The organism is Streptomyces sp. GESEQ-35, assembly GCF_017948485.1.
GTDB lineage: Bacteria > Actinomycetota > Actinomycetes > Streptomycetales > Streptomycetaceae > Streptomyces.
Genome location: NZ_JAFFSX010000001.1, coordinates 176,747 through 202,855 on the forward strand (window position 1 = coordinate 176,747; position 26,109 = coordinate 202,855).

The following is a 26,109-nucleotide window of genomic DNA, read 5'->3' on the forward strand; positions in this document are numbered from 1 at the left end:
GATTGGATACGTGTGTCTCATCCGTCTGCGCGCAGGGGCGTCTTCGCGCCGCTGCGAAGAAGTTTCACGGCCGCCTTCTCGGTGGCCGCTGTGGCAGCAGCCCTGCTGCATGCCATGCCGGCCCAGGCGGCTCCCTCGTCGCCGGACCTGAATGTCTATGTCTCTCCCACCGGCCGGGACGTGGGCTCGGGCAGCGCCGCACACCCCTTCAAGACCCTCGACCACGCGCGGGACTACGTGCGCGACGTCAAGCAGAAGGCCAAGGGCGACATCCATGTCCGGCTCATGTCCGGCACCTACCCGCTCAGCCATACGTTCGCCCTGACCGCCCAGGACTCCGGCCGCGACGGACACAGGATCGTCTACGAGGCCGCCCCCGGCGCACACCCGGTGATCAGCGGAGGCAAGCGGATCACCGGCTGGGTTCCGGCCGACGGATCAGGCGGGGTCTACAAAGCCAAGGTGGGCGACATCGACACCCGCCAGCTCTATGTGGACGGCGAATTGGAGACCCGGGCACGCAGCGCCAAGAACCCCTCCGGCTTCAGCAAAACGTCCACCGGCTACACCTTCACCGACCCCGGCCTCAACACCTACAAGCGTCCCTCGGACCTGGAAGTCGTCAGCTCCTGGGGCTGGAAGCTGATGCGCTGCCCCGTGCAGTCGATCGCCGACAACAAGATGACCATGCGGCAGCCCTGCTGGCACAACGCCCATCTCCAGCAGGGCCAGGAGATCCAGAACCCGACCTGGCTGGAGAACGCCCGCGAACTGCTGGACACACCCGGTGAGTGGTACCTGGACAAGGGCGAGGGCGAGATCTACTACATGCCCAAGGCCGGCCAGAACCTGTCCACCGCGACCGTCACCGTGCCGCTGGTGCAGGACCTGGTGGACCTCAACGGCACCAGGACCGCCCCGGTCAGCAACGTGTCTTTCCGGGGCATCACCTTCTCCTACTCCACCTGGCTCGCGCCCAGTTCCTCCGAGGGCCTGATCGAGGGCCAGGCCGGCTTCCGGATGGTCGGCAACGATCCCGACTTCGACGCGACCCGCCTGAAGTGGCATAAGACGCCCGGCGCCGTCAATGTCACCTACGGCCACGGCATCGGCTTCGAGGGCAACACCTTCACCCATCTCGGCGCGGTCGGGCTGAACTTGAACACCGGTACCCAGGGCACCGACATCACGGGCAACGTCTTCCGCCAGATCGCCGCCACCGGCATCCAGATCGGCGGGGTCGAGGTGATCGACGCCCACCCCGACGACTCCCGGGACATCACCAAGAACACCAGGGTCGCCAACAACGTGGTCACCAAGGTCGCCGACCAGTACAACGGCTCCATCGGCATCCTGGCCGGCTACACCGACCACACCACGATCACCCACAACAAGGTCTACGACCTGCCCTACACCGGCATCTCCGTCGGCTGGGGCTGGGGCCTCACCGACCAGGGCGGCAACAGCAACTACTCCCCGGGGAATCTGGGCGTACCGATCTGGGACACCCCCACGACCAGCCGCGACACCAAGGTCACGGACAACGAGATCTACGACATCATGAAGTCGCAGGCCGACGGCGGTGCCGTCTACACGCTGAGCTCCAACCCCGGCGGCGTGGTGTCCGGCAACTACATCCACGGCATACCGTCGCCCGCCTACGGCGCGATCTACCACGACGAAGGCAGCCGGTACTGGACGAACACCGGCAACGCTCTGTGCGACGTCGCCTACCAGTGGCTGTTCCTCAACCACGGCATGGACATCAACGCCACAGGCAACTTCACCACCCAGCCCGCCTATTCCGCCCAGGCCAACAGCACGGGCAGCACCATCAGCGGCAACACCACCGTTGGTTCCTGCGCCCAGCTGCCGGCTTCCGTGGTCAACAACGCAGGCCTCCAGCCGGGTTACCGCCACCTCGACCCGGGCCCCGACGTCTCCGACCACCAGTCGCCCAGCAGGCCCGGCACTCCGGTCGCGGTCACCGATTTCCCGACGGTGACAGACCTCACCTGGGCCGCGTCCACCGACGACACCGCGGTCACGGGCTACTCCGTCTACCGCGACGGCAAGCTGATCAGCGCCACCGGCAAGACCTCGGTGCGCCTTCCGGGCCTGACCGCCGGGAAGACGTACGCCTTCAAGATCACCGCCCGTGACGCGGCCGGCAACGAGTCCAGTCCCAGCCCGACACTGCACGTCACCATGCCCTCAGGCGCGGACCTCGCCCTCAAGAGGTCCATCACCGCCTCGTCGTACTCGCAGGACAACACCCCGGAAAAGGCGGTGGACGGAGACCTGTCCACGCGCTGGGCGCAGGGCCTGGGCCTACCGGATCCGTCCTGGATCCAGGTCGATCTCGGTGCGTCGTACGACGTGAACGGCGCGATCACGGCCTTCGAGAAGGCGAGCGGGTACAAGTACCGCATCGAGGTGTCACCCGACGAGGTCCACTGGAAGACACTCGTGGACCGCACCGCCGCGAACACCACGGCGGCGACCGACTACGCCCACACGGGCGATCCGGTCGCGGGCCGTTTCGTACGACTGACCGTCACCGGATCCAGCTGGAACGGCGGCAGCATCTACGACTTCCAGGTCTACGGCACTCCCAGGACCGTCACGGACCACACGGCCCCCACGGCGCCCGGACAGCCCACGGTCAAGCCGCTGCTGCCCGGCCTGGTGGATGTCAGCTGGTCCGCGGCCACCGATGACACCGGCGTGACCAGCTACGTCGTCCACCAGGACGGCAAGCGGATCGGTGTCACCGACGCCACGACCCTGCGGGTTTCCGGCCTGACCGCCGACTCGGAGTACTCCTTCACCGTCGTGGCACGCGACGAGGCGCTGAACGCCTCCGACCCCAGCGAAGCGGCTGTCGTCACCACGCCGGCCGACCACGACCTGGCCCTGGACAAGCCGGTCACCGCCTCGTCGTCGTACTCCGAGGACTACGCGCCCGAGATGGCGGTGGACGGGGATCTCTCCACCCGCTGGGCGCAGGGCGCGGGCCTGCCCGACCCGTCCTGGATCCGGGTCGACCTGGGCAAGGACACGGGTGTCTCCAGCGTGGTGACCACCTTCGAGAAGGCCGGCGGCTACAAGTACCGCCTGGAGTACTCCACCGACGGCACGACCTGGTCCATGTTCGAGGACCACACCTCCGACCCCACCTCGTCGTCGGCCGTCTCCTCCTTCGCAGACAAACCCGTCACCGCGCGCTACCTGCGCCTGACCGTCACCGGTTCCGGCGGGAACGGCGGCAGCATCTACGGGCTCCAGGCGTACGGCGGCTTCTGAGCACCCCGCTGCCGAGCCAAATCCTTTCCTACAGAAGACGAAAGCCAGGATGAAGATCACCCATGTCGAGGTACACCGGATCGATGTTCCGGCAGCCAGTCCGCCGTTCCGCTGGCGCGACGGGCTGAGCGGAAGCGCTCCGGTGGGCGACGGCGCGGTCCTGCACATCGGGACGGACGAGGGAGCCGAGGGAGTGGCGCTATTCGCTCGCCCGGGCGCCTACCTCGTCTTGCAGGACCTGGTGGACCGGGTCTTCCGCGCGGAACTGGTCGGAGCCGACCCGTTCCAGCGGGAATGGTTGTGGCACCGGGTGTGGGAGCTGGACCGTATCCACGAACTCCCGCTCCCCACCCTCGGCCTCATCGACATCGCCTTGTGGGACCTGGCCGGCCGCTACCACGGTGAGCCGGTCTGGCGCCTGCTCGGCGGCTTCAGGGACGCAATCCCCGCCTACGCATCCACATCGACGTTCGCCGGCATCGCGGAGTTCCTCGACGTGGCGGACCAGTGCCTGTACCTGGGATACCGCGGCATCAAACTGCACGCCTGGGGCGACGCCCGCCGTGACGCGGAACTGTGCCTGGCTCTGCGCGAGCACGTCGGTCCGAACGTCCCTCTCATGTACGACGGTTCGGCGGGCTTCGACCTGCCCGACGCGATCCGGCTGGGGCGGGCACTCTCCGAGGCCGACTATCTCTGGTACGAGGAGCCGATCCGCGAATTCAGCATCTCGGCCTATCAGCGGCTCGCCGAGACCGTGGACGTACCGCTTCTCGTGGCCGAGACCTCCGACGGAGCGCACATGAACGCGGCCGACTTCATCCGGGCCGGTGCCGCCACCTTCGGTGTCCGGGCCGGCACCACTCTCCGGGGCGGTATCACCGGCGCCATGCGCACCGCGCATCTCGCCGACGCCTACCGTCTGCGGGCCGAGGTGCACGGTTCGGACATTCCCAACCACCACCTGTGCATGGCCATCTCCAACACCACCTACTACGAGTCCCTGGTGACCTCGGTGAATGTCGTCCGTGAGCGCCACGTGGACGACCAGGGCCTGGTGCACGCCCCCACGGGGCCCGGCATAGCTCTTCCCCTCGATTTCGGCTACGGCAACGAGCTCCTGCCGTTCGTCGAGCAGCCGCGCTGAGCGGCGCAAGAACAGAAAGGCAAGGCAAGACAATGGAGTCTTCCCGATCTCCGAGAACCGGCCGGCGTCACTCGCTGCTCCGCACGGCGGCAGTCACACTGTCCCTGGCCACCACGACCGCCCTGGCAGGCTGCGCCAGCGCCGACACCACCACCGATTCCCCCTCCGGGCAGTCGGCGTTCAAGCCGGCCGCGCAGAAGGAGGGCTCGCGGATAACGGTGTGGGCCGACTCGACCAGACTGCCATCGGTGCAGGCGTACCAGAAGTCGCACCCCGACGTGAAGTTGAAGATCGTCACGTACGACGGCGGAGCCGACGGATCGACGTATCTGAAGTCAAAGGTCCAGCTGTTCGACAGGACCGGCAGCGGGTGGCCGGACGTGGTGTTCGGCACGCCGACCGACGTGACCTGGGCGTCGGAGGCCACCACGCCAGACGCGCAGCCGTTCGCCGCCCCCCTGGACGAGAAGCTCGTACCGCAGAGCACCCTGGACGGGTTCGCCAAGGGTTCGCTGACGCCCTGTGAATTCAACGGCCACACCTACTGCATGCGCAACGACATCGCGCAGGTCCTCCTCTGGTACAACAAGTCCCTTATGGACAAGTGGGGTTACCAGGTCCCCACCACGTGGCAGGAGTACGAAGCCCTCGGCAAGGAGGTCGCCAAGGACCATCCGGGCTATCTGGTCGGCTCGGTGGGCGACACCAACTCCCATGAGTCGTACTTCTGGTCGGGCCAGTGCCCCGCGTTCAGCCTGGTGAAGCCAGACACCCTGCGCACCGACCTACGGGACCCGAAGTGCACGCGGATGGCGAAGCTGCTGGACAACCTGATCAGCGCCAAGGCCATCGCCACGCAGGGTTTCTTCAGCCAGGGGTTAGCCAAGAACAGCGGCGGCAAGGTCCTGATGGCCTACGGCCCTTCCTGGTACGGCCAGTACCTCTTCAAGGCCGGCTTCAAGACTCCGGCCAAGCAGATCGCCGCGGCTCCCCCGCTGACATGGCAGGGCGAGAGCACGACCGCCACGGGCAACGTCGGCGGCGGCGTGTGGATGGTGTCCTCGCACAGCGCCAACCTCAAGGCGTCCACGGACCTGGTCACCTGGCTGACCACCTCCGACGAGAACCAGGCCACCGCGCCCACCTATCCGGCCTACACCCAGGCCGCCAAGGCCTGGGTGGCCAACCCGGCCAACAGGAACTACTTCGCCAATGACGTGAGCGAGCCGTTCGAGCAGGCCGCGAACGAGGTGTGGACCGGCTGGTCGAACACCAGGTTCTCGGACTCCACCGCCTGGTCCAGCGTCGTCCTCCCGGCCCTGACCGCCGGAAAGAGCCTGACCGAGACGCTGCCGGCCTGGCAGCAGGAGATAGCCGACGAGGCCAGGACCCAGGGCTACAAGGTGGTCGATCAGTGACCTTGCTGGAGACCGAGCGCGTCGCTGTCTCCCCCTTGCGCCGCGGTACCACGCCGCGGCGCAAGGGCCGCGGTCGCGCGGGCTACTTCTTCGTCGCCGGCTACGTGCTGCTGCTGCTCGCGTTCGGCGTCTTCCCCACCGGGTACGCGTTCTTCCTCGCGTTCACCAATGACCGGGGCCAGTTCACGGGGTTCAACCAGTTCGTGAAGGTCGTCCAGGACTACCGCTTCGCCCCGGCCTTCACTCACATGCTGATCTATTTGGTCATGTGGCTGGTGACCCTCGTCGTCCTGGTCGTGCTCACCGCTGTGATCCTGCGCAGTCGCGTGCGTCCGGGCACATCGGCGCTCTTCCGCTTCCTGTACTACATCCCCGGCGCCCTCGCCGGAGTGGCGAGCGTTCTGGTCTGGTTGTTCATGCTGGACCCCGCCGTCAGCCCGGTGTCCTGGCTGCTCACCGCCATGGGGTTGAAGACGTTCGCCGCCGTCCTGGCGCCCGGCAACCTGCCGCTGATCCTCATGTTGATCGCCTTCTGGACCGGCGCCGGGGGCTGGATGGTCGTGATGTACGGGGCTTTGAACAACATCCCCGACGAGGTGCTGGAAGCAGCCCGCATGGACGGCGCGGGCCCGTGGCGCACCGCCTGGCACATCCAGATCCCGATGATCCGGCAGTGGATCGTCTACATGACGATCATGGCTTTCGCGACGGGCACCCAGTTGTTCGTGGAGCCCCAGCTTCTCCAGACCGCCAGCCTCGGCAGGGTGAGTCCCACCTGGTCGCCGAACCAGCTCGCTTACGTCTACGCCTTTCAGCAGGGCGACTTCAACGGCGCCGCCGCCATCTCCGTCGTCCTCCTCGCCGTGGGCCTCCTCGCCGCCGGGCTACTGGTCGCTCGCTCGAACCTGTTCAAGTTGGACGAGAAATGACACAGACGACCCTCTTCCTTACGGCCGTGAGGCGGCGTGTCCGTCCGTCCAGGACCCTCCCCTTCCTGGTCGTGGGACTCCTCCTGGCCTTGCTGCTGGTGTTCTTCGTACTGCCGGTGATCTGGCTGCTGCTGGCACCGTCGAAGACCGCCGGCGAAGTGGTGCGGGACAACCCCCTCTCCTTCGGCACGTTCCATCAGATCGCCACGGCCTGGCAGCACCTGTTCGCCTTCCAGGACGGCGCCATGACGAGGTGGCTGCGCAACTCGGCCGTCTACTCGGGCGGTTCGCTCATCCTCACGCTGGCCGTCAGCGTTCCGGCGGGCTACGCACTCGCGCTGACGAAGTTCCGGGGACGCAAGACGCTCCTCGTGATCACCCTGGTCACCATGATCATGCCGCAGGCCACCCTGGTGCTGCCGATCTTCCTGGAGCTCAACCGCTTCCATCTGATCGGCACCATCTGGTCGGTGATACTCCCCTTCTCCTTCTATCCGTTCGGCGTGTACCTGGTCTACATCTACTTCGGGAGCAGCCTCCCCAGGGACCTGCTGTCCGCCGCGCGGATCGACGGCTGCACGGAGTGGCAGCTCTTCTCCCGCATCGCGCTCCCGCTCGCCAAACCGGTGGTCGGACTGGTCGCGTTCTTCAGCTTCGTGGGCAACTGGAACAACTTCTTCCTGCCGTATCTCGTCCTGCCGAACAGCGAGCAGTTCCCCGTCCAGGTGGGCCTGAACCAACTCCTCACCTCGACGCCGTCCTTCAACCCCGTCGCCGGCGCCGGACTGAACGTCACCATCCCCGAACTCGCCCTGGCCATCCTCATCGCCATCCTGCCCGTGCTGGTGCTCTTCGTCTTCTCGCAGCGCACTCTGGTCTCCGGGATGCTCGCCGGATCGAGCAAGGAATGAGCGCCTCACAAAGGAGGCCGTATGTACCGGCTCGATCCGCGCCACGCTCCCGCCCCGTGGGCAGGGGGACGGTCAGCCGGCCGAGGGACGAAGGCCGAGGGTCACGATGTCGTAGGCGTGCACGGGCACGGTCACCACCGAACCTTGGCCGTCCCTGCGTACGGACAACTGACCGTGGCGCCTTGGTTCTTCGGTCAGGTTTTCCAGCTGGGCGGCCGATACCGCGTAGGGCAGGTGCAGCTTGACAGGCCCGTCGGTGCCGGCCACTTCCTGTAGGCGGATGGTCAGCGGCAGGCGTGCCTCACTGCCGTGGCCGTCGCGGTAGGCGGGTTTGACGGTCTGGACGATGGTTCCGGGGGCGTCCAGGGAGAGCAGGGAGTGACTGCCCTGCGGGCGGCCCCCCTTGTGACCGGTGGCCAGGGACACGGACCGCAGCGGGTCACCGGTGCTCTCGCCGTTGCGGGTCGCGGCGACCGCATCGAAGCCGCCTCTGTGGCTGCTCACCGTGTAGTGGTAGGTGATCGGACCGTCCTGGGACTGCCGGTAGTTGGTCCCCCAGAGGTTGTTGAACGCGTAGGAGAAAACTGATCCGTTCCTGGGCCGCACGCTGTCCAGGTCAGGGTGGTCGTCGGCGGTGTCCAGCCGACCGGGCCGCCCGGTCAGTTCCATGCTGCGGATGTGGTCGAACTCCATGAGCGGTGTGTCGCTGGTGGACAGGGTCACACCGCCGCCCGGGCCGGAGACGTCGGCATAGCCACGCACGGCCTGCCAGTCCATCGCTGCGCCGGGTGCTTGTCCGTCCACCAGCGCGACCGGGCCACCCGTACCGCCGTATGTGACGGTGGGGTTGTCCTGCTTGAAGGGGAAGGCGAAGTAGCCCTCCTCGGGTGTGGACACCTTGGTCTTGTCGATGGTGTCGGCGATGTCCAGGCGCCGGGTGTTCGCATCCAGGGTGAGGGTGGCGCCTGCTGATTCAACCCCGGTGGCCTTGCCGTCGGCGTCCTTGCCGCCGGGTGTGCCGGGATAGGTGATCTTGATGGTGATGCTGAGCGGGCCGTGCTCGGCGACCGAGATCCTGGCGTCACTCGGCGACCACTGCCGGTCAGGTGTGGTGGGACTGTTGCGTGCGGGGTTGGGCCGGTAGACGTACTGGTTGAGCCTGAACGGCGAGGTGGCATCCACCAGTTCCCGTCGCTCACTCTTGTCATACACCGAGGTGACCGCACCGCTTCGGGGCGAGATCTTGACGCGGTAGTAGGAGTTCTCAAGGGTGCCGGTGTTCTGGTCCCACCGCAGATCGGGATCGGGTGCGGCGGCGGTGTGCTGCCCGGCTTCGAGGGCGTAGGTGCGATAGCCGAGGGCGGGTACCTGCGCGGCCTGGAACCGGATCGTGCGCGCGCCGGTGTGCTGGTAGGGCACCTGACGGCCGGTCGAGGTGTCCACCAGGCGGCCGTTCCAGTGCTGGGGCACGGTCGCGGTGGCGATGTCGGTGCGTTTCCAGGACTGGGAGTTGAGCACGGCGATTCCGGGCGTCCTGGCCGGCCCGTCGATGCTCTGGCCCATGGCGTGTACGGCGCAGTGCAGGGCCTTGGTGCTGAGTGCGCTCGCCTGGTCGGCTCGTGACTTCTTCACGGCCCACTGCGGGTCGTTCTCCATGAGGCTGGGGCTGGCCCAGGTGTGTTCGGTGTAGAGGTCGGCCTGGGCGTACGCCTCGTCGGTACGGCACGGCGTGGTGGCCTTCGGCCCGGAGGCCAGGGTGGCGAGTCTTTCGGCGGCGGTGGTCCGCGACTGGGCGCGCATCGTCTCGCCGGTCTCCGCGGACGACGAACCCGCGCCGTCGGACCACCAGTCGGTGTAGTCGCCCTTCTTCACGGGCAGTTGGTCGACGTCCTTCGACGTGGGATCGGGCCGGTAGCCGGAGGGCGAGGTCTGACCGTGGCGGGTGGCGGCGTCCTTCTGGTAGCGCGAGGAGGTGGACTGGACCAACTTGGGCCAGCTGTACGTCTGGTTGAAGGAGCGCACCACGTCGGAGATGCCACTCATCGGCGGATTGCTGTCCTGCGCGAACATCATCGGGTAGACCGACTGCGGGTAGCGGGACGCCTGGAGACCGGCCAGCTGGTTGGCCACGCCGGACGCCAGACCGGGCACGAAGGACTCGGGGTGCGCGGGTGGCGGCACGGGGGTGTAGGGCAGTGGATTGTCGCTGTTGGCCTTGTCCGGGCGGCAGGAGTCGCCCGACGGCCAGGGGGCGAGCTTGCACTTGAGGTCGGGGGCGACGTAGTAGCCCTCGTTGTAGCTGTTGGCACCGAAGAAGGTCAGGACCTTGCTGCCATTGGGGGCCTGCCAGTTGAACAGGGCCGGCGCGTCCTGAGTGGTGTGCGGGACGCTCCAGCGGGTGGTGTGATCCGGATTTGTTCCGTTGAGCAGCAGTTTGACGCCCTGTTGGGAGAGCATCTGAATGTACTGCGCGCTCACCCCCGAGATGTCGTCCTGGACCGCAGTGTCCACCGTGACGCCGAACTTGTCCGGGAAGGTCCGGGTGCCCTGGTAGAGGGATCTGGTGAGCTGTTCGGTACTCGCCAGGTCCTGAAGGTTGTTGTTGCGTCCGGCCGTGATCTCCAACTGACCGGACTTCAGGCAGCCCTTGAGCTTGTCGATGTCGGCCGGGGAACGGTCCTTGAGATAGTTCTCCACCATCCACGACTGCTCGATCATCCAGCGGAAGCGGGCCGCGTCGGGATAGTCGGCCGTGGCGCGGCACTGGGCCACCGCCTGGTCGAGGTAGGCGTTCTGAAGTTGGCGCGTCGTGTCCTGGTCGTAGTGGTAGCCGATGTCCAGGTGACTGCCGGCCACCATGTCGATCTGCCATCGCCGCTGGTAGGGCAGGGAAAACGGATAGGTGGCCGAGTCGTCGCCCAACTCCGCCCGGATGTCCAGGCGGCCGGGGCCGGGGTATGCCGTCGGCGGGACCTTGATGCGCTGGGTGGAGCGCCCGGTCGGCAGCGTGTCGATGCGGGTCGCCGTCTGCTTCCCGCCGACTGTGGCGGTCAGCGTGGCCGGCCCGGCGGCGGCGGTATTGTCCACGGACACGTCGACGAGTTGCCGATCGGACCCGTGGTCGCGGACGAACAACGGTGTCGGCTCGGTGGCCAGGACATGCACCGGACCGAGCCGGTCAGGGGCCGGCGCCAGCGACAGTGCGTCGTAGACGCTCCACGAGCCCTTGACGTTGGTGAGGGTCAGGGTGTTGTCCCCGACGTGCAGATCCTGCTTCGGGACGACGAATCCCATCTGGCGCGGGTGCGTCATCGCCGAGGTGGTCCCGCTCGCGTCGCTCAGGCCGTAGACGCCGGCGCCGTTGCCCTGTGGTGCGGTGGCCGTCGCGAGGTCACGACCGTTGGACGCTACGCGGACCGACGGACTCTTCTGCGTGTCGAGCAGGTCGATCCGCAGCATCTGGTCGCGCACCTGATCGCTCGTCAACCGGTAGTGCACGGTGAACGGATGGGCCTTGTTCCCGGCCCAGGCGTCGTCCGGGCCGGGCTGGACGTAAGGCCAGTCGGCAGGCGTGTTCTTACCGACCGTGTAGTCGACGTCCGAGGGGAATGCCTTCGGGTAGTCCTTGTAGCTGCCCGGTGCCAGGGCGAAGTCCTGGTCGGACTGGTCGGCGGCACCGATGGTGAACACCGGGGCCGGCACACCGTCCTGCCTCTGCGCAACCGGCGGCGATCCCCCGGAGGCCGCGGCGGCTTCGGGCTCGGGTGCGAGCGTCCCGGCTGCGAGCACAGCCGACAGGGCCGCGGCCACCACGGGCATGCGGCGCCCTCTGGCGCGGTTGGCGAAAGTCATGGGCCTCCTCGTCCTGGAACCCGGATCGGTGAAGCGCGGCATGGACGATCAGGGCGCGCCGGCCGCGATGGATGTTATCGATATCTCATCCCAATGGAACCCGCGGGAAGCGGTCAACTTTCCTCGACGGCACCAATGGGCCGCCATATGTGCAGCAGCAGGCGGCTTTTGGCCGAAAGGGTGGCGTCATCGAACTGCCGCTCAGGTGGTGGCATGTTTGGAGCATGAATGTTATCGATATCAGAGCCGTCGTCGTTGCACGTCCACCAAGGAGTCGCCGTGTCCCAGCCCCGCCGCTACGAACGCCACCCCCGCTACGTCGCCGTCGGCGGTGCCGTACGTGCCGGATGGGCGTCCGCAGTCGAGGCCCTGCCGGACAGGCCACTGGTCCTGGCCGTCGACGGACCGGCCGCGCTGGACTGGCCGGTCCTGGCCGAGGGCATGACCGCGGCCCTGCACGCACAGGGGGTACCGGTCGAAGTGTGTGACGTACGAGAGCAGTGGGACGAGCAGGCCGTACGGAAGCTGTGCGTGCCCGGGCCGGATGCTGACCCGTTCTTCCTCGAACTGGCCGAGTTCACCATGGCGGACCTCTTCCCGGCGGGCATGCCCGTCATCACCCGCCCGTCATCCGGCGTCATGCTGGCCTTCGGCCCCGGTGCCGCACTGTGCGGCGCGGACGTGCTGTGGTGGGCCGATCTGCCCAAGCGGTACGCGGAGGCCGCCGTCACCCGCGGCGAACTGCCCGTCGGCGCCAACCTCGGGCGCCCGCACCAAGTCGGCGAACTGCGCAGCCTGTTCTACACCGACTGGCCGGTCGCCGACCGTCACCGCGACGCGTGGGCCGCCCGCATCGACGGGTGGCTCGACGTCCAGGGCTCCGGCGGCCCGGCCTTCCTCGACGGCGACGCGGTGCGCGCCACCCTCGCCCACCTGGCCGCTGGGCCCGTACGCACGCGCCCCTACTTCAACTCCACCCCGTGGGGCGGCCATTGGGCCGAGCAGGAACTGGGTTTCGCACCGCAGGACCGCAACACCGCGCTGGGCTACGAGCTGATCGCCCCTGAATCGGGAGTCCTCGTCGGCGACAGTGCCGACGCACAGGTCGAGCTGCCCTTCCAGCTGCTGTGCGTGCTGCATCCGCAGAAATTCCTCGGTGCGGACGTGCACGCGCGCTTCGGCACCTCCTTCCCGATCCGCTTCGACTACCTCGACACCGTCGGCGGTGGCAACCTCTCCCTGCACTGCCACCCGCGCGAGCAGTACATGCGCGAGCGCTTCGGCTGGCCCTACACCCAGCACGAGTCCTACTACGTGACCGCCGGCGAGCCCGGCGCACAGGTCTTTCTCGGACTGCGCTCCGACGCCGATCCCGAGGCGCTGCTCCGGGACGTGCGTACTGCCGCCGCGCAGGGCACGGCGATGGACCCGTCCGAGCATGTGCAGGTGCACCCCGCCGACGCGGGACAGCTGTTCCTCATCCCGGCCGGCACCCCGCACGCATCCGGGGCGGGCAACCTCGTTCTGGAAGTCAGCGCCACCCCCTACCTGTACTCGCTGCGCTTCTACGACTGGCAGCGCGTCTCCTCTTCCGGCGCGCCGCGGCCGCTGTCCCATGCGCACGCGTTCGCCAACCTGGACACGTCACGGCTCGGCGAAGACGTAGGCAAGGAGTTGGTGCCCGAACCGCAGCCGCTGCGGTCCGAGGACGGCTGGCGCGAGGAACTCATCGGCGGGTTGCCGGAGATGTTCTACGCCGTGCACCGCTTTGTCATCGACTCCCCGCAGGCAGTGGCCGAGGACGACACCGACGGCAGGTTCCACATCCTGAACGTCGCGGCGGGCGACGGTGTCGTCATCGAGACGCGAAACGGGCGTACGCACACTCTCGCGTTCGCGGAGACGATCACAGTTCCCGCCGGCGTGGGTGCTTACCGGCTGCGGCCGGTGGGCACCCGCCCGGTCACCGTGGTCAAGTCCCTGGTGACGCGGCCGTGATGACCCCGGAGGCTCACACCGCTGCGGACGAGGACACAGTGCCGGTCCTGGAAGTGGGCGGAACGCATGTGACGGCCGCACTGGTGACGGCGGACGGCCGCATCCCCACCAGCATCCGGCAGGAGCTGAACTCACAGGCTCAGTCAGCCGACATCCTCGACACGATCGCCGGCGCGGCCCAACGCATCGGTGCACCGGCGGGCGCGCGCTGGGGGGTGGCTGTTCCGGGACCGTTCGACTGCGTACGGGGTGTCGGGCTCTTCCGTGGCATGGGCAAGTTCGAATCCCTGCACGGTGTCGATGTCGCAGCGAGCCTGCGCGCCGGCATCCAACCGGCTCCGGCACGACTGTGCTTTCTCAACGACGCGGACGCCTTCGCCCTGGGCGAGTATCACGGCGGAGCGGCGACAGGCCACAAACGCGCGCTGTGCCTGACCCTGGGCACCGGTGTGGGATCCACCTTCCTCGAGGAAGGACACCCCTTGACGCAAGGCCACAACGTGCCGCCGGAGGGCCGCGTCCACCGGCTCACCGTCGACGGGGTGCCTCTGGAGGAAGTGGTGTCACGGCAGGCGATACGGGACCGCTACGCGCAATCAGCCGCGCTGTCCCAGAAGCATGCGGCTCCGGACGTACGGGAGATCATGGCCGCCGCCAGGGGCGGCGACGCGGCGGCATGCGCCGCCGTCGGGCACTGCTTCGGAGCCCTGGGACGGGCCCTGGCACCATGGCTGTCACGCTTCGGCCCGCAAGTGATCGTCGTCGGCGGCTCGATGGCTGCCTCCCTCGACGTACTCGGCCCAGCTCTCTCCGCGGGCCTTTCGGATGATGGCCGGCACGTACCGCCCCTGCGGCCCGCGCAGCGGCCCGACCAGGCTCCGCTGGTCGGCGCCGCCCACTGGGCCCGCTCCACGGCCACCGAACAGCAGCCGGTGGTCCCATAGAATGGGCGGGATCCGCTCAGCCCCCTCAGGCACGCGACGTGGCGTGGGCACAGCGAGAATTCGGGGACGTGCAATGGCTCAGCCAGCCTCAAGCGGCGGCGCACCGACCATGCGGGACGTGGCCGCGCAGGCAGGCGTCAGCGCCATGACCGTGTCACGCGTCCTCAAAGGGGATCCACGGGTCAGCAACGGCTCGCGGGCCCTGGTCCTGGCCGCTGTCGAGGAGCTGGGCTACCGACTCAACGAAACTGCGCGCAGCCTGCGTGTGGGCGGCAGCGGCCTGATCGGTCTGGTCGTCACGAACATCGCGAACCCGTTCTACTCGCGGCTGACGCTGGGCGTGCAGGAAGTGGCGGGCGAGCACGGACTGCGTGTCCTGTTGGCCAATACGGGTGAGGACACCGACCGCGAGCAGGAGCTGGTGGACGATCTGTTGGCCCGGCAGGTCGACGGCATCGTGCTGGTCCCGGCGGGCACCGGACAGGGGCCGCTGGCCCTGGTGGCCGCACGCAAAATGCCGCTGGTGCTGGCATCCCGCCCGCCGTTGGACATCGACACCGACTGCGTCCTGGTCGACGACTTCGGCGGTGCACGGGACGCCACCGCACGCCTCATCGCCGCGGGCCACCGCCGTATCGGTTTCCTGGGCAATCCCCCTGCCCTGTACACCGGAGCCGAACGTTTCCGCGGCTATTGGGCCGCACACGAGGAAGCAGGCCTGGAGCCCGACGAACTGCTCGTACGCCGCGGCCTGCGCGACCCCGCCACAGCGCAGAAGGCGGCCCAGGAACTGCTCGACAGACCGGATGCGCCCACCGCCCTGTTCTGCACCAACAACCGGCTCACCCAGGGGGCCGTACGTGCCGTGCGAATCTCCGCACGCACCACCGCGCTGGCCGGCTTCGACAACTTCGAACTCGCCGACGTCCTGGGCATCCCCTTGACCATCGCCGCCTACGATCCCGACGAAGTCGGACGCCGCGCGGCCCGCATGCTGATCGACCGCATCCGCCCCAGCTCCGACCGCCCCCTTCCAGCACGACGCACGGTGGTCCCCACGAACGTCATCGAGTACGGGCCACGACACAACAGCTGACCTCAACGAGATCACTGACACGCCGATGGACCCCTTGAGCTTGGCGTCTGACCTCGCTGCTGTTTCAAGCGGACGTGTTCGGTGAGGGTTTCGGCCCGTTTCGGGGTCTTTCCGGGTACAGGTCCAGGCACGCTGCTCGCTCAGTGCGACGGCGAGGTCTTCCAGGTACGTGCCCACGCCGTCCCGCCCGCCGGACTGCTCGGCATCGCCACGGCGGCCACCTGTTTCGGGGTTCTGCCCGGCAGGCTCAGGGGTAGAGGCCGGCCCGGAAAGTGAACGAGACGAGTTGCGCTCGATCACGTGCGCCGACCTTCGTCATGGCCCGCACCGCATGCGTCTTCACGGTGAACGGCGACACCGACATCTGTGCCGCGATCTCATCGTTGCCGAGACCGCTCGCGACGAGAACGACCACGTCCCGCTCCCTGGGTGTCAGAGCGTCGAAGCGTCGCAACAGTTCCTGGTCGATCACCGGGGGCGGGCTGTCGGTCATGTGACCGATGAGCGCGGCCGTCGCGGCGGCCGACAGCGCACCGCCACCGCCGACGACCTCGGTGATTCCGGCGACGAGTTCAGCGGGGCTCACGGTCTTGCTCAGGAAACCGTTGGCGCCCGCGCGAAGGGCGGCGAGAACGATGTCGTCCTGGTCAAAAGTGGTCAGCACGATCACCCGCATCTCCTCGGGTGGGTGCTCCTTGCGGATCCGGCGGGTGGCTTCGACACCGTCAATGCCGGGCATCCGGATGTCCATCAGGACCAGGTCGACGGGGTGGTCCCGGAGGAAGGGGACGACCTGAAGTCCGTCGGAGAGATCGCCCGTGACTACAAGGCTTGGGTCGAGCCTGAGCATTGCTTTGATACCGGCCCTGATCTCTTCCTGGTCGTCGACGATCAGAATCCGCGTCATCAGACGACGGCTCCCAGGGGGCTGAACTCCGCATGGACCCGGAATCGCCCGTCGTCACTGTTGATCGTCAGCCGCCCGCTGGAGGACTCGACGCGTTCGCGCATCCCCACGAGTCCGAGTCCGCCGCCCGAGCCGGAGCCGCGCGGTGAGTGACCGACGCGGTTCTCCACGGTGACGCAGATCCTGCCGTCGCGCTCGCGCACATCCACCGTTGCCGCCCCCTCTCCATGCCGGTAGGCATTCGTGAGTGCTTCCTGAACGACCCGGTAGACCGTCACGCCGACGCTGGGCTCCACGAAACCGGCGGGGATGTCGATGGAGGGATGGACGTCGAGGCCGATGCTCTCGAAAGAGGCGATGAGGCCTTCCAGGCCGCTGAGCGCCGGGGTCGGCCGGAGTGCCTCGTCGTCGGAGATGTCGTCTTCGAGGCGGAGGAGCGCGAGGATCCGTTGCGTTTCGACGACGACGGTGCGGGCGCTGGACCTGGCTGAGACGAGGGCCTGCCGGGAGGCCTCGGCGTCTTCGGGCAGCCCGATCTCCGCGGCACCGAGATGCAGGCTCAGCATCGCGACCTGGTGGCCGATGACGTCGTGGAGGTCCCGGGCGATGCGGAGTCGTTCCTCGGTCACCCGTCGGGTGGCTTCAATCTCGCGGGTGGCGATGGCGCTTTCGGCCCGTTCCTCCAGGGTGCGCCAGTGCTCTCGGTGGATGCGCAGCGCGGCCCCTGTCGCACCTCCTGCGATGGCTGAGAAGAGTGCGGCGGCTCCCACGATCGCGCCGCCACGGAATCCTCCCAGCGTCATGAACGCCCCCAGGAAGAACGCCGCCACGATGCCGGTTCCGACCAGCGGCTGCTTCCCCCTGACGGTGACCGAGAACAGCACGAGCACCGCCATCATCCACACCGACAGCGGGTCGTGGCCCACCGCCGTGACGGCGAAGGACGCCGCGCTCGTCACGACCAGTCCCGCCCACGGCCTCCGCCACGAGAGGGCGACACCGCCACCGGCAAGGAGCACGGAGAGGGCCGTCGGCCAATCCGACCCTCGCAGGATCACTGCCACGATCTGGCCGGTGAACACCAGCGCGGCCACCGAATAGGCGACGAGGTGCAGCGCATCGGGGCGGCGGACCCACAGGGGTGCCACGGGCCCGTCCTGATTGATCTGCGCCTTGACCATGGCCTGATTCTCGCCCACGTGTGCTGCGGCCGTGTACTTCGAATGAAGTAGACGGCGAGCCCGGTCCGGGCGATGGGGAGGGCAGAACTCATTCGATTCGAAGTGGATGGCAGAACTACTTCGTTCGAAGTACGCGGCCCCTCCCGAGGCCGCTGAGACTCCTCATCGAGGCGACCGCCTCACACCATCACGATCACAAAACGGGACACCCGATGACTCAGACCACCCTGACTTCGAGCACGACCACGACCTCAACCACGCTCTCCGGGCTCCGATCGCTCTATCTGATCCGAGTCGCCTTCTCCCTGGTCTGGGTGGCACTCGTCGCCACGACCTCCGCCTCGCTCGTGTCGACGGACAAGCCCACATTGATCGCGGCCGTGCTGCTCGTCGTCTACCCCCTGTGGGACGTCATCGTCACGCTCCTAGAGCGCCGCATGTCCGGCACCACCGGCTCCACGGACCGCGTCGGTACGATCAACATGGCTCTCGGCCTGGCCACTACCGCCGGGATGATCATCGCCGTCTTCTCCACCATCGGGACGACCCTGCTCGCGTTCGGCATCTGGGCCCTCCTTTCCGGAGCGATCCAGCTCGTCGTGGCGATCCGGCGTCGGCGCACCGTCGGTGCCCAGTGGCCCATGGTCATCAGCGGCGGGCTGTCCGTCCTCGCCGGTGCCTCCTTCGCTGCCATGTCCGCCTCGGCGACGAGCAGCCTGTCCACCCTCGCCGGATACTCCGCCTTCGGTGCCTTCTGGTTCCTTGTCTCCGTCATCGCCCTGAGCATCCGCAGCCGACGCGAAAAGCGTTGACCACCGCCGTCGGAGCCATCGCCTCTCTCCCGGAGGCGCAGCGTCTTCCGCGAACTCGCCGTCGAGCAGATCGACCTGCTGATCCTGCACCGGCCGCTTCGAGAAGACCATCGCCGCGTACAAGGCTCTCAAGGCGCTGCTTGCCAACGGTGATCAGTGGTCGTACGCGATCACGCATCGGGTGACCGGGGCGCTGGTCCTGCGGTTGTGCCAGATCGCCGCCGTCATCGCGAGGATGCGCTGAGCGACCCGGACGGCTTCGCCCTCGAAGGTCCGGCCGCCGTGTTGTTCCAGGTCGAGCTGGCCTTCGAGGGAGTCATTGACAGATTCGATGAGCTGGCGGACCTTCTCGAGCATCCGAGATGAGCAGGATGCCCTCGCATACGGCGACCAGGCCGGCGTCGGTCTCCAGCATCGAGGCCAGGACTTCGCGTTCGCCGGTCTTCGGGTTGGCCAGCGCCCACACGATGTTCGGTGACCATTGCGGGCGGGGCGGTGGAGGTCAAGGCCTCGTGGGTCAACGACAAGCGGGGCGATGAGGCGCGTCGAACGCCCGCGCCACGCAGCCTGAACGACGTCGATTCATCCACAGATCTTGACTGCAACTCCCCCACGCGCGCCGGCCTGGCAGCAGGGCCGGCGCGTCAGGCCGATGAATTTGCCGGTTGCCTGAAGTCTTCCTGGTGACATGGCCGCCCCGTCGGCGGATCAGGAAGCGGTGGGTCCCGGTGTCATGGAGGAGAGATGGAGGCCAGGATGCACAATCCGATTCGGCTGTACATGTCGATGTCGCTCGACGGCTACATCGCCGGGCCGGGCGATCGGCCAGGTCAGGAGCTCGGACGCGACGGCGGACGGCTTTTCAACTGGCTCGACGATCGGGAATCCGAGGGTCCGAGCGGCCAGGTGTACCGCGAAGCGCTGGCGACCGGCGCGGTGATTTCCGGCCGACGGACCTTCGAACTCGCGGGGCGCTGGCAGGGCGACCATCACGACGGCGTGCCGATCCTCGTCCTCACCCACCAGGTGGATGACGGGGACGTGCCACCCGGCCATGCGCGTTTCGTCACCGACGTCGAGGACTGCGCCCGTCAGGCTCGCGCCGCCGCCGGGGACCGGCCGGTCATGGTCCATGGGGCGGGGGCGGCCCAAGCGCTTCTCCGAGCCGGGCAGATGGACGAGATGGAGATCCACCTGGTGCAGGTCCTCCTCGGGGACGGTCGACGGCTGTTCGACCACCTTGGTGGTGATCACATCGAACTCGACCTCGTCCGACGGCTCGAGGATCGAGACGTCACGCACCTCCGCTACCGGGTGCGCCGACCCGGGGAGGCCGCGTGAAGACGCTCTTCGCCGCCTACCGCGTCACCGATCTGGATCGCTCGCTCCGTTTCTACGCCGCCTTGGGCTACGTCGAGCTGGGCAGGGTCGAGGTCGGCGACGGGAGCCGTCTCGTGATCCTCAAGTTCCCCGGCGAACCGGCGGCCTCACTCGAACTGGTCCACCGTCCCGCCGACGGACGCGTCGACGTGGGCAGCGGAATCGACCACCTCGCGATCCAGGTGGACACGCTGACTGTCACCCTGAAGACGCTGGCCGAAGCCAGCATGGAGCCGGAGCCTGTCCAGTATCCGGGCGGCCCTCACGGCCCGAAGACGTCATGGCTCACGGACCCGGACGGTTACCGGATCGAGCTGGTGGAGTGGCCGTTCGGACATCCCGAGGGCATCACCGCAGCAGACTTCTCCTGAGGTGGTCACGGTGAGCGGGGTGGCGACGCTCCCCTCGGCACGGCCGCAGCGCAACGCGCGGCGTCATCCCCACCTCATCCACAGGTATCGACGATTGCTCCCGTAACCGCATGAGCACCCCACAGACGCTCAGTCTGTGACGGCCACCATGGCAATCGACACCAGGATCCCTGGCCGTTCGACACCCAGCTTGCTCACGCAGCGCGGCGGCCGCACGTCGGGGAAGAACTCGTCGAAGACCTCGATGATGCCGTCAGCGTCTTCGGGGCGCATGAGCAAGGTGTGGACCATGACGGCATCGCTCAGCTCGGCGCCACCGGCGCGCAGGATCGCCCGGCAGTTGAGCAGTGACTGGCGGGTCTGCTCCTGGACCGTGGGTCCTGCGAGCTCACCGGTCGCCACGTCGACTCCGACTGTTCCAGCAACGTAGACCGTGCTGCCGACCTTGACCGCCTGGCTGTAACTGGGGTACTCCGGCGCCTCGCGGGTGGAGATGACTTCTCGGGGCATCGAATGTGCTCCTCTCTGGAAGGTTTCTGCTCGCCGCGTACAGATCAACCTTGGACATCGGTAGCGCCACCGCACCCTCATCCCGCAGAGCGCCCTCAGGCTCCCACCGCAAGTCCCCGGGTGTTGCCAGAACTCAGATACTTCGCCCTCCGGCGAAACCGGGCTCCCCCGTTCTGAGTGACAAGTGGTGTCAGCTCCCATGCTCTGGCTCGACTTGTGGGCTCTGTCGCTGATTTGGGGGTGGCACCCGGTTGATCACGGTGACAGTAAGATGCGGCGTCGAAGAAGGTCGAAGTTGGCCCGACCGTACATCTGTCTCTTCAGCAGTTTGATCCTGGTGACGTTGCCCTCGACTGCTCCCGAGGTGTGCGTGGTGGTGAGGGCCGCGAGGACCGCTGCGCGGTCGCGCCGCAAGCCGCCGGCCAGCGTGCGGAGTTCTCGTTGTCCGTCCAGACGGACGTCGGCGAGCCAGACGTCGAAGGCAAGGTGCTCATTGCGCCGCTCCCGCACCAACAGGGTCAGGCGCCGGGCGTACTCGGTGGTCGTGGCCAGTGCGGGGCTGCGTACGCATAAGTCGTCGAGGCACTTGCGCTCGATGTCCATGAGCTGCTCGGGCCGACGCATGATCCAGTCGGTGACACGGCGGACGGTCAGCTGAGGCAGAGGGGCATCCGTCGGGATCACTCCGGTGCGATAGGGCCGTAAGTGGCGGCGGACGGTGTTGACGTCACCGCGGTAGCCCAGGTTCTGGATCTCCCGGGTCAGCGCGGAGGCGTTGGTGCAGCCTTCCATCCAGCGATGGTGCAGGTAGAGCCGGTAGTCGTCGATCAGGCTGGGGCGGTGGGTCGCTGCGACGAGGAGTTCTTCGACACCGGCGGCCTGTGCGAAACGGAGCACGGTGCCGCGGCTGAGATGGAGTTCACGGGCGATGGCGCGCAGACTGTCGCCGCGTTCGATGCGCTCGTGGATCTGTTGATGGCGCTCACGGGTGCGGGCGACGAGGGGACGCGGTCGTCCGTGGATGTCCAACTCGGCGAGGGCGGAGGCCGCAGGCGAGGGGTCGTCGTCCTGATTGTCTCGGAGCATGAAGGGTTCGCGCAGGTTGGCGCGGTGTCGGCCGACGATGCGTTCGACGGCCTGGGCCAGGTTGTGCAGCAGATGCCAGGCATCGGCCACCTGTCGGGCCTGTGGAGCACCCGCGCAAGCCCCGTCGCGGTAGGAACCAGCACGGTCACGACAGATGATCCGCACCTCGGGATGCTTCCGAAGCCACGCCGCGAAGGTGTTCGCGGTGCGGTCCGCGAGAACGTCGATGGGACGGTGGGTGGCCATGTCGACCAGGATCGTCGCGTACTTTCGGCCGCGGCGCACGGCGAACTCGTCGACACCGAGATGCGGAACGGGGCCGGATTGGGGGACGGGCAGTGCGCGGATCAGCCGGAGCAGAGTGTCCTTGCACGTGGTGATGGCCATCCGCATGGACAGACGTGCTCCCGCGCGGCCGCCCAAGAATAGGGCGATGTCCGTGAGTTGAGCGGTGAGAGCGTCCGTGCGGCGTGCGTGCCGTCGGGTCAGGGCCGGGATCTGCTCTGCGAACGTCCGATGAGAACAACAGTCGTTCCCGCACACGAGACGACGTGCTCGCAGGTCGAGTCGTACGTGCCGGCCAGCGACGGGACGGTCCGCCAGACGCCTCTGGTAGTAGCAGTGCACCCGCGAGGATCTCTGCCCGCACTCCGGACAGGAAGCCGACACCGCCAGCGACCGCACAACAAGACGGACCTTGGTGTCCTCGATTGCTACCTGCTCGACCTGCACCCCGACACCCGGGAGAAGAATGTCGCCGACGCGTACCGCATCCATCACACCCAGGTGATGCCCACCCGTCCGCGGTCGCCGCGCACCCCCAAATCAGCGACAGAGCCGACTTGTGTGGTGCAGTCACTCACCGTGATAGCGGAGACTCTCGGAATCGCACGTGAAGTTGCCCGAAAACAGCGTGCCTTGATGCCCTTCAGGGTGAAGGTGCGTTGCGGGTGCGGCAGTTCACTTGCCCGACTGCGGAGTGCCCGCGGCGAACGTTCGTGGAACAGGTGCCGGGGCTGACGCGGGGTGCTGCGAATGGTTCACGCATTGCCCGAGCCAACCCCGACGCCTCCGACGGCGGTCGGCGTCGACGAGTACGCCATGCGCAAGGGCCGTGTCTACGGAACCGTGCTGGTGGACGTGGAGAGCCGCCGGCCGGTGGAGCTGCTGGTCATTGAACCCAACCCAGCCAGCCGGGTTGTCAATGTCAAACAGCCGCTCGCGGCGGCGCGGCCCGAAGGGCACATCAGCCCCCAGCGTCAACTCCCGGTGCGGGTACGCACTCGCGGCCCACGGCCGGCGATGGCGTCCGCGAGGGTCGCAGTCGGGTCTCCGTTGTTTGTAGTGTGCGGAAATGACAAGAGGCGAGCGACTCGCGGAGCAACTGGACTGGTACTGGCACAAGAACCTGCGGCCGCGGCTGGACGGTCTTGCCGATGAGGAGTATTTCTGGGAGCCGGTGCGCGGCTGCTGGAGCGTTCGCCCACGTGGCACGTCGGCCGCACCGATGTCGGCCGGTTCGGGGGAATGGACGATGGACTCCGCGTCCCCTGGCCCGGTGCCGGCGCCGGTGACCACGATTGCCTGGCGACTGGCGCACATCATCGTCTCGTGCCTGGGCTATCGGGTCGGATGGTACTTCGGCGGCCAGGGCGTCGACTCCGAGACATTCGCCTACGCGGGGACCGCTGACGAGGCGCTGAAACAGCTCGATGAGATGTATGGGAGATGGAACGCGGGGGTCCGCGAGCTCTCGGACGCTGACCTGGAGAATCCGCCCACGGTGGGTCCCGAGCGGTTTCCCATGGAAAACAGGGTCCTGCACGTCAACAGGGAGCTGATCCATCACGGCGCCGAGATTTCCCTGCTGCGCGACCTCTACCTCTGGCAGGACGGAGCCGCACCGCGCCGAATATGACTCCGTGACGCTCCGTGGCTGCGAACTTCAGTGAAGCTGCGCCCTCTTGAAGTAGCTGGTCAGGGTGGTGGCGTGAGGGTCGTTCGGGGTGGTCATGCTGGTGTTGGGCGGAGGTCCCGGGTCTTGAGATGGGCGAAGCCGTGCTCGACCCGGGCGCGGGGGGGCCTTGAAGCCGGTGACGACCACGGGGTCATCCGGGTCGTCGTCCAGGTCGAGGAAACCGAGATCGGCCAGGGCGCCGAGGCCGGCGGCGCGTAGGTGGGACAGGATGCGGTCACGGCGGGCGGCGGTGACGTCGTGAGTGCGGCCGGGCCGAGCCGCGGAGATCCAGATCATCCGGCCCCGTTCGTCGGTCAGGGCGAGGACGTGCAGGCCGTGGCGGTGGTGTTTGCCGGAGTAGTTCGGCCGGTTCGCCGTCCCGGTGCGGCGCTGGGTGGGGATCAGGGTGCCGTCGATCAGGACGACCTCGCCGCCCCGCCGGGCGATCTTCTTCAGGGCGCGGCCAGCACGATGGTCGCGATCCTCCCGGCCGGCAGTGCCCGCCACCTGGACCGTATCGACTTCAGGTGGCCGCACAGCAGATCGGCGAGGTAGTTCACGGTGCGCGTGGACAGCGGGCAGGCGGCACTAGTAGACCAGGGAAACGGTGTACCTGGCATGCTTATTGGTTTTCGTCACACAGTTCCAACAGCCGCCGGGGGCACCTTGGTTACGCCCTGCGACCGGACTGCCGGCCGACCGCACGGCAGCCAGGATGCGCTGATACTCCGCCGGCAACGCGGACTCCACAACTCCCGGCCCACGCTCCGGGACCACCTTCTGGGGTGGCAGGACATGGTCGGGCTGCGCACCGGGCAGCTGCCGCGCTTCGTGAAGCAGTACGCCGACGTGCACGCCGTCCTGCTCAATGCTGCGCGGGACTACGCGGCGGATGTGGCGGCAGGAACCTTCCCTGGACCGGAGCACACGTTCTAGCGGGTCGCCGCCGGCCACGCGCGGGGGTAGGGCACCCGAAGCGATTCTGCGGCGATCAGCGTGTGCTCGGCGCTGGCTCGCAGGCGTCCATCTTGCAGGACGACGGCGCCACTGCGGAGCATCGAGCCAACAAGTTCGGCGGCGAGTGCCTCGGGTGTCCTGCCCAACAGCCGTGCCGCATCGGTGAGCCAGGCCCGCGCGTGCAGGTAGGGCTCGATCTCGTCGGTCCGTATCCCGTCGCGGATCATGAGGGCGAAGGCGAAGATCCGCCGCGCGCCGTACCAGACAGCTCCAGCCGGGTCGTCGACGAGGCGTTGGGCGCGGCGCAGCGCGGTGGTGAACGCGGTGCCGGTGTCGGCGGGGATCGGCCCGTGCGAGGGCAGCAGCACGCGTGGGGCCAGGTCGGCCATCCGCTTCAGGGAGGCGAGTGCGGTGGCGGCCGCGTCGGGACCATCGAGGGCGAAGTTGACCCAGCCGACGTCGTAGTCCGACAGGGCGTCCCCGACCACGAGCAGGCGCTCCTCCGGCTGCCACAGTGCGAGGTGACCGGGCGTGTGGCCGGGGGTGCGGATGACCTGCCAGTCCGCATCTCCGAGGCGGAGGATCTGCCCGTCGTCGAGCGGTACGTCGACCGTGTAGGGGGCGACGGGCTGGTCGAGGTGTTCGGCCGCGCAGCAGCCGGGGTCCCTGCGGGCAATCGCCTCGGCTTCCGGGGTCCCGGCCGCGATGCCGGTGCCGCTCGCCTGAAGCAGGGCGTTGCCACCGACGTGGTCGGAGTGCCAGTGGGTGTTCACGACCAGGTCGATGGGTCCGGCGTGGGCACGGCCCCAGGCGGCCGTCTGTTCGGCGTGGCCGACGAACCCGCTGTCGACCAGGGCCGGTTGCCGCCCGCGCAGCAGCAGCAGGTTGGCGTCGGGGAACGGCCTTTGCTGCCAGGTCACCCAGGACGGCAGCGGCTCCTCACTCACTGCTCGGGCCTGTTCACAGGGATCAGCGTCTGCTGCCCGTTGGCGACGGGCTTCCGCCGCCCTTCCTGCACGCCGAACACCTCCAACTGACAGACGGTCAGGGTGCGTCCGGACTTCAGGACGGTTCCGACCGCCTCAATGTGGTCGCCGACGGCAGGCGCGAGGAGGTTGATCTTGTACTCGCCGGTGAGCACCTCGGTGTTCTCGGGGAACAACGTGAAGGCCGCGTAGCCGCCGGCGCTGTCCACGATGGCACTGGTAGCACCGGCGTGGAAGTAGCCGTGCTGTTGGGTGACTTCGGGCCGGCCGGGGAGCACGACGTGCACGCGGCCGGGACCGATGTGGGAGATGCGTGCGATCAGAAGGAACCGCCAATGACGGTCATCATCTCGTCGGTGGC

The 26,109-nt window shown here is 67.8% G+C and carries 22 protein-coding genes; 13 read left to right on the forward strand and 9 right to left on the reverse strand.

The annotated features are described in order from the left end of the window. The first annotated feature begins 114 nt into the window (after positions 1 to 114). From KCH87_RS00860 to KCH87_RS00880, 5 genes are read left to right on the forward strand one after another with little or no spacing between them, the layout of a single operon-like run. A complete protein-coding gene (locus KCH87_RS00860) occupies positions 115 to 3,306 on the forward strand; it encodes a discoidin domain-containing protein (protein WP_210583989.1) in 3,192 nt (1,063 codons plus the stop codon). Between the two features lie 49 nt (positions 3,307 to 3,355). After that, positions 3,356 to 4,453: an enolase C-terminal domain-like protein gene (locus tag KCH87_RS00865; protein WP_210583276.1), complete on the forward strand. Its 1,098-nt coding sequence runs from the start codon at positions 3,356 to 3,358 to the stop codon at positions 4,451 to 4,453. A 32-nt stretch (positions 4,454 to 4,485) separates the two neighbouring features. Beyond that, entirely contained in the window at positions 4,486 to 5,871 is a 1,386-nt protein-coding gene (locus KCH87_RS00870) for an ABC transporter substrate-binding protein (protein WP_210583278.1), read from the forward strand. Next, the gene (locus tag KCH87_RS00875) at positions 5,868 to 6,800 is read left to right on the forward strand and encodes a carbohydrate ABC transporter permease (protein WP_210583279.1); all 933 of its coding nucleotides are present in this window, start codon (positions 5,868 to 5,870) and stop codon (positions 6,798 to 6,800) included. The genes KCH87_RS00870 and KCH87_RS00875 overlap by 4 nt, the downstream gene beginning before the upstream one ends. Continuing rightward, positions 6,797 to 7,711: a carbohydrate ABC transporter permease gene (locus KCH87_RS00880; protein WP_210583280.1), complete on the forward strand. Its 915-nt coding sequence runs from the start codon at positions 6,797 to 6,799 to the stop codon at positions 7,709 to 7,711. Before KCH87_RS00875 ends, KCH87_RS00880 begins: the two co-directional genes overlap by 4 nt. Positions 7,712 to 7,783: 72 nt before the next feature. Here KCH87_RS00880 and KCH87_RS00885 read toward each other — a convergent pair whose 3' ends face one another. Next, on the reverse strand, positions 7,784 to 11,563 hold the full coding sequence (locus KCH87_RS00885) for a polysaccharide lyase family protein (protein ID WP_210583281.1): 3,780 nt from the start codon (positions 11,561 to 11,563) through the stop codon (positions 7,784 to 7,786). Positions 11,564 to 11,842: 279 nt separating this feature from the next. On the opposite strand from KCH87_RS00885, the gene KCH87_RS00890 reads away from it, so the two are divergent. The 3 genes from KCH87_RS00890 (at position 11,843) to KCH87_RS00900 (ending at position 15,601) form a co-directional block, all read left to right on the forward strand. Continuing rightward, positions 11,843 to 13,561, forward strand: coding sequence for a class I mannose-6-phosphate isomerase (locus KCH87_RS00890; protein WP_374198930.1), 1,719 nt, complete (start codon positions 11,843 to 11,845; stop codon positions 13,559 to 13,561). Further along, entirely contained in the window at positions 13,561 to 14,505 is a 945-nt protein-coding gene (locus KCH87_RS00895; RefSeq protein ID WP_210583282.1) for an ROK family protein, read from the forward strand. The genes KCH87_RS00890 and KCH87_RS00895 overlap by 1 nt, the downstream gene beginning before the upstream one ends. Positions 14,506 to 14,614: 109 nt before the next feature. Further along, entirely contained in the window at positions 14,615 to 15,601 is a 987-nt protein-coding gene (locus tag KCH87_RS00900; RefSeq protein WP_210583993.1) for a LacI family DNA-binding transcriptional regulator, read from the forward strand. Positions 15,602 to 15,848: 247 nt separating this feature from the next. Here KCH87_RS00900 and KCH87_RS00905 read toward each other — a convergent pair whose 3' ends face one another. Both KCH87_RS00905 and KCH87_RS00910 read right to left on the reverse strand, forming a co-directional pair. Continuing rightward, positions 15,849 to 16,508 (reverse strand): response regulator transcription factor, encoded by a 660-nt coding sequence (locus tag KCH87_RS00905; protein ID WP_210583283.1) that lies wholly within the window; start codon positions 16,506 to 16,508, stop codon positions 15,849 to 15,851. Continuing rightward, positions 16,508 to 17,689, reverse strand: coding sequence for a sensor histidine kinase (locus tag KCH87_RS00910; RefSeq protein ID WP_210583284.1), 1,182 nt, complete (start codon positions 17,687 to 17,689; stop codon positions 16,508 to 16,510). Before KCH87_RS00910 ends, KCH87_RS00905 begins: the two co-directional genes overlap by 1 nt. 212 nt (positions 17,690 to 17,901) lie before the next feature. On the opposite strand from KCH87_RS00910, the gene KCH87_RS00915 reads away from it, so the two are divergent. Continuing rightward, a complete protein-coding gene (locus tag KCH87_RS00915) occupies positions 17,902 to 18,501 on the forward strand; it encodes a DUF308 domain-containing protein (RefSeq protein ID WP_210583286.1) in 600 nt (199 codons plus the stop codon). Between the two features lie 153 nt (positions 18,502 to 18,654). Here KCH87_RS00915 and KCH87_RS00920 read toward each other — a convergent pair whose 3' ends face one another. After that, positions 18,655 to 18,858, reverse strand: coding sequence for a hypothetical protein (locus tag KCH87_RS00920; protein ID WP_210583287.1), 204 nt, complete (start codon positions 18,856 to 18,858; stop codon positions 18,655 to 18,657). Positions 18,859 to 19,257: 399 nt separating this feature from the next. Between KCH87_RS00920 and KCH87_RS00925 the strand changes: the two genes are divergently transcribed. Both KCH87_RS00925 and KCH87_RS00930 read left to right on the forward strand, forming a co-directional pair. Continuing rightward, positions 19,258 to 19,842 (forward strand): dihydrofolate reductase family protein, encoded by a 585-nt coding sequence (locus KCH87_RS00925; protein ID WP_210583288.1) that lies wholly within the window; start codon positions 19,258 to 19,260, stop codon positions 19,840 to 19,842. Then, positions 19,839 to 20,252: a VOC family protein gene (locus KCH87_RS00930; RefSeq protein WP_210583289.1), complete on the forward strand. Its 414-nt coding sequence runs from the start codon at positions 19,839 to 19,841 to the stop codon at positions 20,250 to 20,252. The genes KCH87_RS00925 and KCH87_RS00930 overlap by 4 nt, the downstream gene beginning before the upstream one ends. Positions 20,253 to 20,381: 129 nt before the next feature. Here KCH87_RS00930 and KCH87_RS00935 read toward each other — a convergent pair whose 3' ends face one another. Further along, positions 20,382 to 20,762, reverse strand: coding sequence for a RidA family protein (locus KCH87_RS00935; RefSeq protein WP_210583290.1), 381 nt, complete (start codon positions 20,760 to 20,762; stop codon positions 20,382 to 20,384). A 255-nt stretch (positions 20,763 to 21,017) separates the two neighbouring features. Continuing rightward, on the reverse strand, positions 21,018 to 22,625 hold the full coding sequence (locus KCH87_RS00940) for an ISL3 family transposase (RefSeq protein WP_210583291.1): 1,608 nt from the start codon (positions 22,623 to 22,625) through the stop codon (positions 21,018 to 21,020). Positions 22,626 to 23,202: 577 nt separating this feature from the next. On the opposite strand from KCH87_RS00940, the gene KCH87_RS00945 reads away from it, so the two are divergent. Beyond that, positions 23,203 to 23,766, forward strand: coding sequence for a DinB family protein (locus tag KCH87_RS00945; protein ID WP_210583292.1), 564 nt, complete (start codon positions 23,203 to 23,205; stop codon positions 23,764 to 23,766). A 27-nt stretch (positions 23,767 to 23,793) separates the two neighbouring features. Here the strand turns inward: KCH87_RS00945 and KCH87_RS48700 are convergent, their stop codons facing one another. After that, positions 23,794 to 24,312, reverse strand: a complete 519-nt coding sequence (locus KCH87_RS48700) for a transposase family protein (protein ID WP_308298711.1) — start codon at positions 24,310 to 24,312, stop codon at positions 23,794 to 23,796. Between the two features lie 111 nt (positions 24,313 to 24,423). Between KCH87_RS48700 and KCH87_RS49980 the strand changes: the two genes are divergently transcribed. Beyond that, positions 24,424 to 24,741 carry a 3-methyl-2-oxobutanoate hydroxymethyltransferase gene (locus KCH87_RS49980; RefSeq protein ID WP_282612905.1) on the forward strand — a complete coding sequence of 106 codons (318 nt, stop codon included), beginning with the start codon at positions 24,424 to 24,426 and terminating at the stop codon, positions 24,739 to 24,741. Here the strand turns inward: KCH87_RS49980 and KCH87_RS00960 are convergent. Then, entirely contained in the window at positions 24,738 to 25,709 is a 972-nt protein-coding gene (locus KCH87_RS00960; RefSeq protein ID WP_210583294.1) for an MBL fold metallo-hydrolase, read from the reverse strand. The two genes, KCH87_RS49980 and KCH87_RS00960, sit on opposite strands and share 4 nt — an antisense overlap. Further along, positions 25,706 to 26,071 carry a PaaI family thioesterase gene (locus tag KCH87_RS00965; protein WP_247195602.1) on the reverse strand — a complete coding sequence of 122 codons (366 nt, stop codon included), beginning with the start codon at positions 26,069 to 26,071 and terminating at the stop codon, positions 25,706 to 25,708. The genes KCH87_RS00960 and KCH87_RS00965 overlap by 4 nt, the downstream gene beginning before the upstream one ends. Between the last annotated feature and the right edge of the window lie 38 nt (positions 26,072 to 26,109).

Bases quoted from the DNA above. Each gene is read 5' to 3' on its own strand.
- KCH87_RS00915 (WP_210583286.1), top strand. From the start codon at position 17,902: ATGACTCAGACCACCCTGACTTCGAGCACGACCACGACCTCAACCACG.
- KCH87_RS00880 (WP_210583280.1), top strand. From the start codon at position 6,797: ATGACACAGACGACCCTCTTCCTTACGGCCGTGAGGCGGCGTGTCCGT.
- KCH87_RS00940 (WP_210583291.1), bottom strand. From the start codon at position 22,625: ATGGATGCGGTACGCGTCGGCGACATTCTTCTCCCGGGTGTCGGGGTG.
- KCH87_RS00885 (WP_210583281.1), bottom strand. From the start codon at position 11,563: ATGACTTTCGCCAACCGCGCCAGAGGGCGCCGCATGCCCGTGGTGGCC.
- KCH87_RS00910 (WP_210583284.1), bottom strand. From the start codon at position 17,689: ATGGTCAAGGCGCAGATCAATCAGGACGGGCCCGTGGCACCCCTGTGG.
- KCH87_RS00920 (WP_210583287.1), bottom strand. From the start codon at position 18,858: ATGCTCGAGAAGGTCCGCCAGCTCATCGAATCTGTCAATGACTCCCTC.
- KCH87_RS00870 (WP_210583278.1), top strand. From the start codon at position 4,486: ATGGAGTCTTCCCGATCTCCGAGAACCGGCCGGCGTCACTCGCTGCTC.
- KCH87_RS00935 (WP_210583290.1), bottom strand. From the start codon at position 20,762: ATGCCCCGAGAAGTCATCTCCACCCGCGAGGCGCCGGAGTACCCCAGT.
- KCH87_RS00945 (WP_210583292.1), top strand. From the start codon at position 23,203: ATGACAAGAGGCGAGCGACTCGCGGAGCAACTGGACTGGTACTGGCAC.
- KCH87_RS00905 (WP_210583283.1), bottom strand. From the start codon at position 16,508: ATGACGCGGATTCTGATCGTCGACGACCAGGAAGAGATCAGGGCCGGT.
- KCH87_RS00895 (WP_210583282.1), top strand. From the start codon at position 13,561: ATGACCCCGGAGGCTCACACCGCTGCGGACGAGGACACAGTGCCGGTC.
- KCH87_RS00925 (WP_210583288.1), top strand. From the start codon at position 19,258: ATGCACAATCCGATTCGGCTGTACATGTCGATGTCGCTCGACGGCTAC.
- KCH87_RS00865 (WP_210583276.1), top strand. From the start codon at position 3,356: ATGAAGATCACCCATGTCGAGGTACACCGGATCGATGTTCCGGCAGCC.
- KCH87_RS00860 (WP_210583989.1), top strand. From the start codon at position 115: ATGCCGGCCCAGGCGGCTCCCTCGTCGCCGGACCTGAATGTCTATGTC.
- KCH87_RS00900 (WP_210583993.1), top strand. From the start codon at position 14,615: ATGCGGGACGTGGCCGCGCAGGCAGGCGTCAGCGCCATGACCGTGTCA.
- KCH87_RS49980 (WP_282612905.1), top strand. From the start codon at position 24,424: ATGCTTATTGGTTTTCGTCACACAGTTCCAACAGCCGCCGGGGGCACC.